We start from the raw sequence: 4,933 nt of genomic DNA, 5'->3' as shown, positions 1-4,933 counted from the left end.
CGCCGACCGCCACGTTGGCGATCCAGCCCATCTGGGCGTCGGTCTTCATGACCATGCTCGCCAGCCAGCCGACGATGCCGCCAATGATCAACGAGACGATCCAGCTCATGGTGTTCCTCCCTTGAGGGTCGAAATTCAAATTTCGCGTGCGCGCATTTCGCGGGGTCAGCGCATGGCCGTCGCCGTTCAGGTCGAGCATCGAGGCGAGTCCCGCAGCCTGAAGAATCCCATGGTCACTCCTTTGCAGCTTGGTGGGACGCCATGCCCTGCAGAATCGCATACCGCCTTGCTTCACTGTAGCAAAGATGGATCGGACGATTGGCCGGCCTGTGCGTTTGGGGCAGATCCTGCCCGGTTGCTGGCGGCCAGCCTGCCGCAGCCGACCCTGGCCACCGTGCTACCATCCCGCCCGCCATGCGAATCCCCCAACTCCGACAACGTCTGCGCGACCTCGGCGCTGCGCCCTGCCACGAGGGGCGCGTGCTGCGCGCCTGGGCGCAGGGACGCTCGCTCGACAACAAGCGGCGGCGCGCCGAGGACTTCCTGCCGCTGGCGGTGCGCAACGATCTGCCCGGCCTGTTCGACGAGCTGCGCGGACTGGCGCGGGTGCATGCCGAGCATCCCGGCGAGGATGGCTCGGCGCGCCTGCTGGTGGCACTGGCCGACGGTCAGACGGTGGAGGCCGTGCTGCTGCCGCGCGACGGCGTGTGCGTGTCGACCCAGGTCGGCTGCGCGGTGGGCTGCGTGTTCTGCATGACCGGTCGCGCCGGCTTGCTGCGCCAGCTCTCCAGCGCGGAAATCGTCGCCCAGGTGGTGCTGGCCAGGAGCCGCTGCCCGGTGAAGAAGGTCGTGTTCATGGGCATGGGCGAGCCGGCCCACAACCTGGACAACGTGCTGGAAGCGATCGGGCTGCTGGGGGTCGAGGGCGGCATCGGCCACAAGAATCTGGTGTTCTCGACCGTCGGCGACCGCCGCGTGTTCGAGCGCCTGCCGCAGTCCGCGGTGAAGCCGGCGCTGGCGCTCTCGCTGCACACCACCGATCACGAATTGCGCCGCCGCCTGCTGCCGAGGGCGCCCGACATCGCGCCGGACGAACTGGTCGAGCTGGGCGAGGCCTACGCGCGCCGCACCGGCTACCCGATCCAGTATCAGTGGACGCTGCTCGAAGGCATCAACGACAGCGAGGCCGAGCTGGACGGGATTACGCGGTTGCTGGCCGGCAAGTACGCGGTGATGAACCTGATTCCCTACAACAGCGTCGACGGCTTCGATTACCGCCGCCCGAGCTGGGAGCGCGCCGCCGAGATGGCGCGCCGCCTGCATGTGCGAGGCGTGCTGACCAAGCTGCGCCACTCCGCGGGGCAGGATGTGGAAGGCGGCTGCGGGCAGTTGCGGGCGCGGGCGCTGGGCGTGGCTGTGCCCAGCGTCGTTCAGGCATGAGCGCCAATACCATCCGCGCCCGCGTGGCCTTCTCGTTCAAAGGCGAGACCCACGAACTCGATTCCGTCATCGACCTGGATGGCCGTCTCGGCGAGCCGGGCGAGGCGCCCAATTTCCATCAGTTGCTGGCCAGGGCGGCTGGGATCGATCCCTACTCGTACCTGTATGAAGTGCTGGAGTCGCACGAGATCGCGTTCTCGGATGCAACCGGCGCGGCGGCGCAAAGCTGCCACGAAGGCCGGTTCGACTGGGCCCGATTCGAGCGTGACTGCCGCGAGGAGCAGGACTGGCAACGGGTCAGGGCCGTCGCGCAGCAGACGCTGGGCGCGCGCGACCTGGACGCCGAGCCGGAACTGAAGGCCGCCCTGCTGGCCGTCTATCGGGCCGGGAAGGCGGGCGGGTAAGCCGAACGGAAGGGACGGGCCGCGCCGTTTCGGCAAGCCCTCGTTTATCCACCGCGATTTCTATACTGGGAATCGGCCAGGGAGCAGCGGGATGGACGGAGGGACGGGAAATGGCCAAATGGATATTCGAACCGGGACACTCCGCCGCGGAGTTTGCGGTGCGGCACATGATGGTGTCGCACATGCGCGGGCTGTTCAAGAAGGTGCATGGCAGCCTCGACTTCGATCCGGACAGTCCGGCGGACGCCGCCGCAGTCGAGGCCACGATCGCGGCGGCGGGCATCTGGACGGGCGACGATGAGCGCGACGCGCACCTGCGCGGCCCGGATTTTTTGAATGTGGCGACGCATCCCGACATCGTCTTCCGCAGCAGCGAGGTGCGCTGCGTGGGCGAGGCCGATTTCAGGGTCGCGGGCGATCTCAGCCTCTGCGGGGTGAGCCGTCCGGTCGTGCTGGCCGCGCATTTTCTGGGCCGCTGGCAATGCCCCTACTGGGAGGGCGACAGGGATCTGGGGCCGACGCGCCGCATCGGCTTCGTCGCCACCGCTGCGATCAACCGCCACGACTTCGGCGTGAGCTGGAACGCGCCCCTGGCGCGCGGCGGCATGGTCGTCGGCGACGAGGTCGCGATCACCCTGGACGTCGAGGCCATTCTCGAATCCGACATGCAGCGGATAGCCGGGATGCGGGGGGAACGCTGAGCGCCGGATCGATGCAGCGGGATCAGGCGTCCGCCATCCGGCAGGACGGGGTTGGCCGGCATGGTCCAGGCCCTCCCGATCGAAACCCGCGATGGGGGCGTTTCAACGGGATCGGGTCTCGCCGTTCGGGAAACCGGGCTCAGCCCTTCAGCTTCGAAAACGCCGCCGCCATGGCGCCGTCCATCGCGGGCGCCCGGTTCGGTTTTCCGCCCGCCTGCTTGCCCTGGCCGCGAGGGTCGCGCGGCGGCCGCTGTGCCGCTTGCGGCTTGTCGGCCGCCGGCCCTGACGCATCCGTCAGCCGCATCGTCAGCGCGATGCGCTTGCGCTTGCCGTCCACTTCCAGCACTTTCACTTTCACGATCTGCCCGGCCTTGACCACGCTGTGCGGATCCTTGACGAAGCTGTTGGACAGCGCGGAGATGTGCACCAGGCCGTCCTGGTGCACGCCGATGTCGACGAAGGCGCCGAACGCCGCGACGTTGGTGACGACGCCTTCCAGGATCATGTCGGGCTTGAGGTCGGCGAGCGTTTCCACGCCTTCCCTGAAGCTTGCCGTGGTGAACTCGGGACGCGGGTCGCGGCCGGGTTTTTCGAGCTCCCGGAGGATGTCGCTGATGGTGGGGAGGCCGAATTTCTCATCCGTGTATTTCGCCGGGTTGAGCGATTTCAGGAGATTGCCGTTGCCGATCACGCCCTTGATGTCCTGCTTGATGTCGGCGAGGATGCGCTGCACCAGCGGATACGATTCGGGGTGGACGGCGGAGGCGTCGAGCGGGTCGGCGCCGTCCATGATGCGCAGGAAGCCCGCCGCCTGCTCGAAGGTCTTCTCGCCCAGGCGCGGCACCTCGCGCAGCTCGGCACGGCTGGCGAACCGGCCTTTGCTATCGCGGTAGGCGACGATGGCCTGCGCCACGCTGGCGGAGAGGCCGGAGACGCGCGCAAGCAGCGGCACCGACGCCGTGTTCACATCCACGCCGACGGCGTTGACGCAGTCCTCCACCACCGCATCGAGCGAACGCGCCAGCTGGAACTGGCTGACGTCGTGCTGGTACTGGCCGACGCCGATCGATTTGGGATCGATCTTCACCAGCTCGGCCAGCGGGTCCTGCAGGCGGCGCGCGATCGATACCGCGCCGCGCAGCGAGACATCCATGTCGGGCAATTCGCGCGAGGCGAATTCGGACGCGGAATACACCGAGGCGCCCGCCTCGGACACCACCACGCTGGTCAGCCTCAATTCGGGGCGCAGCTTGATCAGGTCGCGCGCCAGCTTGTCGGTCTCGCGCGACGCGGTGCCGTTGCCGATGGCGATCACCGCCACGCGGTGCTTCTCGGCGAGCTTCGCCAGCGTGTGCAGCGAACCGTCCCAGTCGTTCTTCGGCGGGTGCGGATAGATCACCGCGGTGTCGACTGCCTTGCCGGTCTCGTCCACCACCGCCACTTTCACGCCGGTGCGGATGCCGGGGTCCAGCCCCATGGCGGCGCGCGGCCCGGCGGGGGCGGCGAGCAGCAGATCCTTGAGGTTGCGCGCGAACACGTTGATCGCTTCGGTTTCGGCGCGGGCGCGCAGCGCACCCATCAACTCCAGCTCCAGATGCATGAAGCTCTTCGCGCGCCAGGTGAAGCGCACCGTGTCCATCAGCCAGTGGTCGGCGGGGCGGTTCAGATTCTGGATGCCGAAGCGGCTGGCGATGCGCGTCTCGCAGGGATTGTGCGGCGCGCTCCAGGCCGGCCGCTCTTCTTCGCTGTCGAGGCGCAGCCGCACCTCCAGCATGTCCTCGCGCCGCCCGCGGAACAGCGCCAGCGCGCGGTGCGATGGGATGGTGCCGAGCGTTTCCGAATAGTCGAAGTAGTCGGCGTACTTTTCCGCTGCCGCTTCCTGGCCCTCGCGCACTCTGGATTCGACGACGCCGTGTTCCTGCACGTATTCGCGCAGGGATTGCAGCAGGCCCGCATCCTCGGCGAAGCGCTCCATCAGGATCTGCCGCGCGCCGTCGAGCGCGGCCTTGGCGTCCGCAACGCCGGGGTTGTCGCCCTGCTCGGTGGTGAAGGGAGCGCGCAGATACGCCGCTGCTGCTGCTTCGGGATCGAGCGTCGGGTTGGCCAGCAAGGCATCCGCCAGCGGCTCCAGCCCTGCCTCCTGCGCGATCTGCGCCTTGCTGCGGCGCTTCGGCTTGTAGGGCAGATAGAGGTCTTCCAGCTGCGCCTTGTCCGGCGCCAGCGAGATCGCCTTCAACAGCTCCGGCGTCATCTTGCCCTGTTCGGCGATCGATTCGACGATGGCCGCGCGGCGCGCTTCCAGCTCGCGCAGGTAGCGCAGCCGGTCTTCCAGCAGGCGCAGCTGGGCGTCGTCCAGGCCGCCCGTCGCCTCCTTGCGGTAGCGCGAGA

General features: G+C 68.2%; 4 protein-coding genes. 3 read left to right on the top strand and 1 reads right to left on the bottom strand.

Features of this window, described 5'->3' with window-relative positions; all coding sequences use genetic code 11:
• Window positions 1-414: 414 nt before the first annotated feature.
• From BGO62_RS13620 to BGO62_RS13610, 3 genes are all read left to right on the top strand, one after another.
• Window positions 415-1,440, top strand: coding sequence for an RNA methyltransferase (locus BGO62_RS13620; RefSeq protein ID WP_296643459.1), 1,026 nt, complete (start codon window positions 415-417; stop codon window positions 1,438-1,440).
• Complete coding sequence (locus BGO62_RS13615; RefSeq protein WP_296643456.1) at window positions 1,437-1,844, top strand: hypothetical protein; 408 nt, start codon at window positions 1,437-1,439, stop codon at window positions 1,842-1,844. Before BGO62_RS13620 ends, BGO62_RS13615 begins: the two co-directional genes overlap by 4 nt.
• A 110-nt stretch (window positions 1,845-1,954) precedes the next feature.
• Complete coding sequence (locus tag BGO62_RS13610) at window positions 1,955-2,545, top strand: YceI family protein (RefSeq protein WP_296643454.1); 591 nt, start codon at window positions 1,955-1,957, stop codon at window positions 2,543-2,545.
• A gap of 139 nt (window positions 2,546-2,684) precedes the next feature.
• Here the strand turns inward: BGO62_RS13610 and BGO62_RS13605 are convergent.
• Window positions 2,685-4,933 (bottom strand): Tex family protein (locus BGO62_RS13605; RefSeq protein WP_296643450.1); only part of this gene is annotated, 2,249 nt, incomplete at its 5' end.

The sequence above is a fragment of the Thiobacillus sp. 65-1402 genome, assembly GCF_001897685.1.
Classification (GTDB): domain Bacteria; phylum Pseudomonadota; class Gammaproteobacteria; order Burkholderiales; family Thiobacillaceae; genus Thiobacillus.
This window is presented reverse-complemented; position numbering and strand designations above follow the sequence as displayed.

Bases quoted from the DNA above. Each gene is read 5' to 3' on its own strand.
- BGO62_RS13615 (WP_296643456.1), top strand. From the start codon at position 1,437: ATGAGCGCCAATACCATCCGCGCCCGCGTGGCCTTCTCGTTCAAAGGC.
- BGO62_RS13620 (WP_296643459.1), top strand. From the start codon at position 415: ATGCGAATCCCCCAACTCCGACAACGTCTGCGCGACCTCGGCGCTGCG.
- BGO62_RS13610 (WP_296643454.1), top strand. From the start codon at position 1,955: ATGGCCAAATGGATATTCGAACCGGGACACTCCGCCGCGGAGTTTGCG.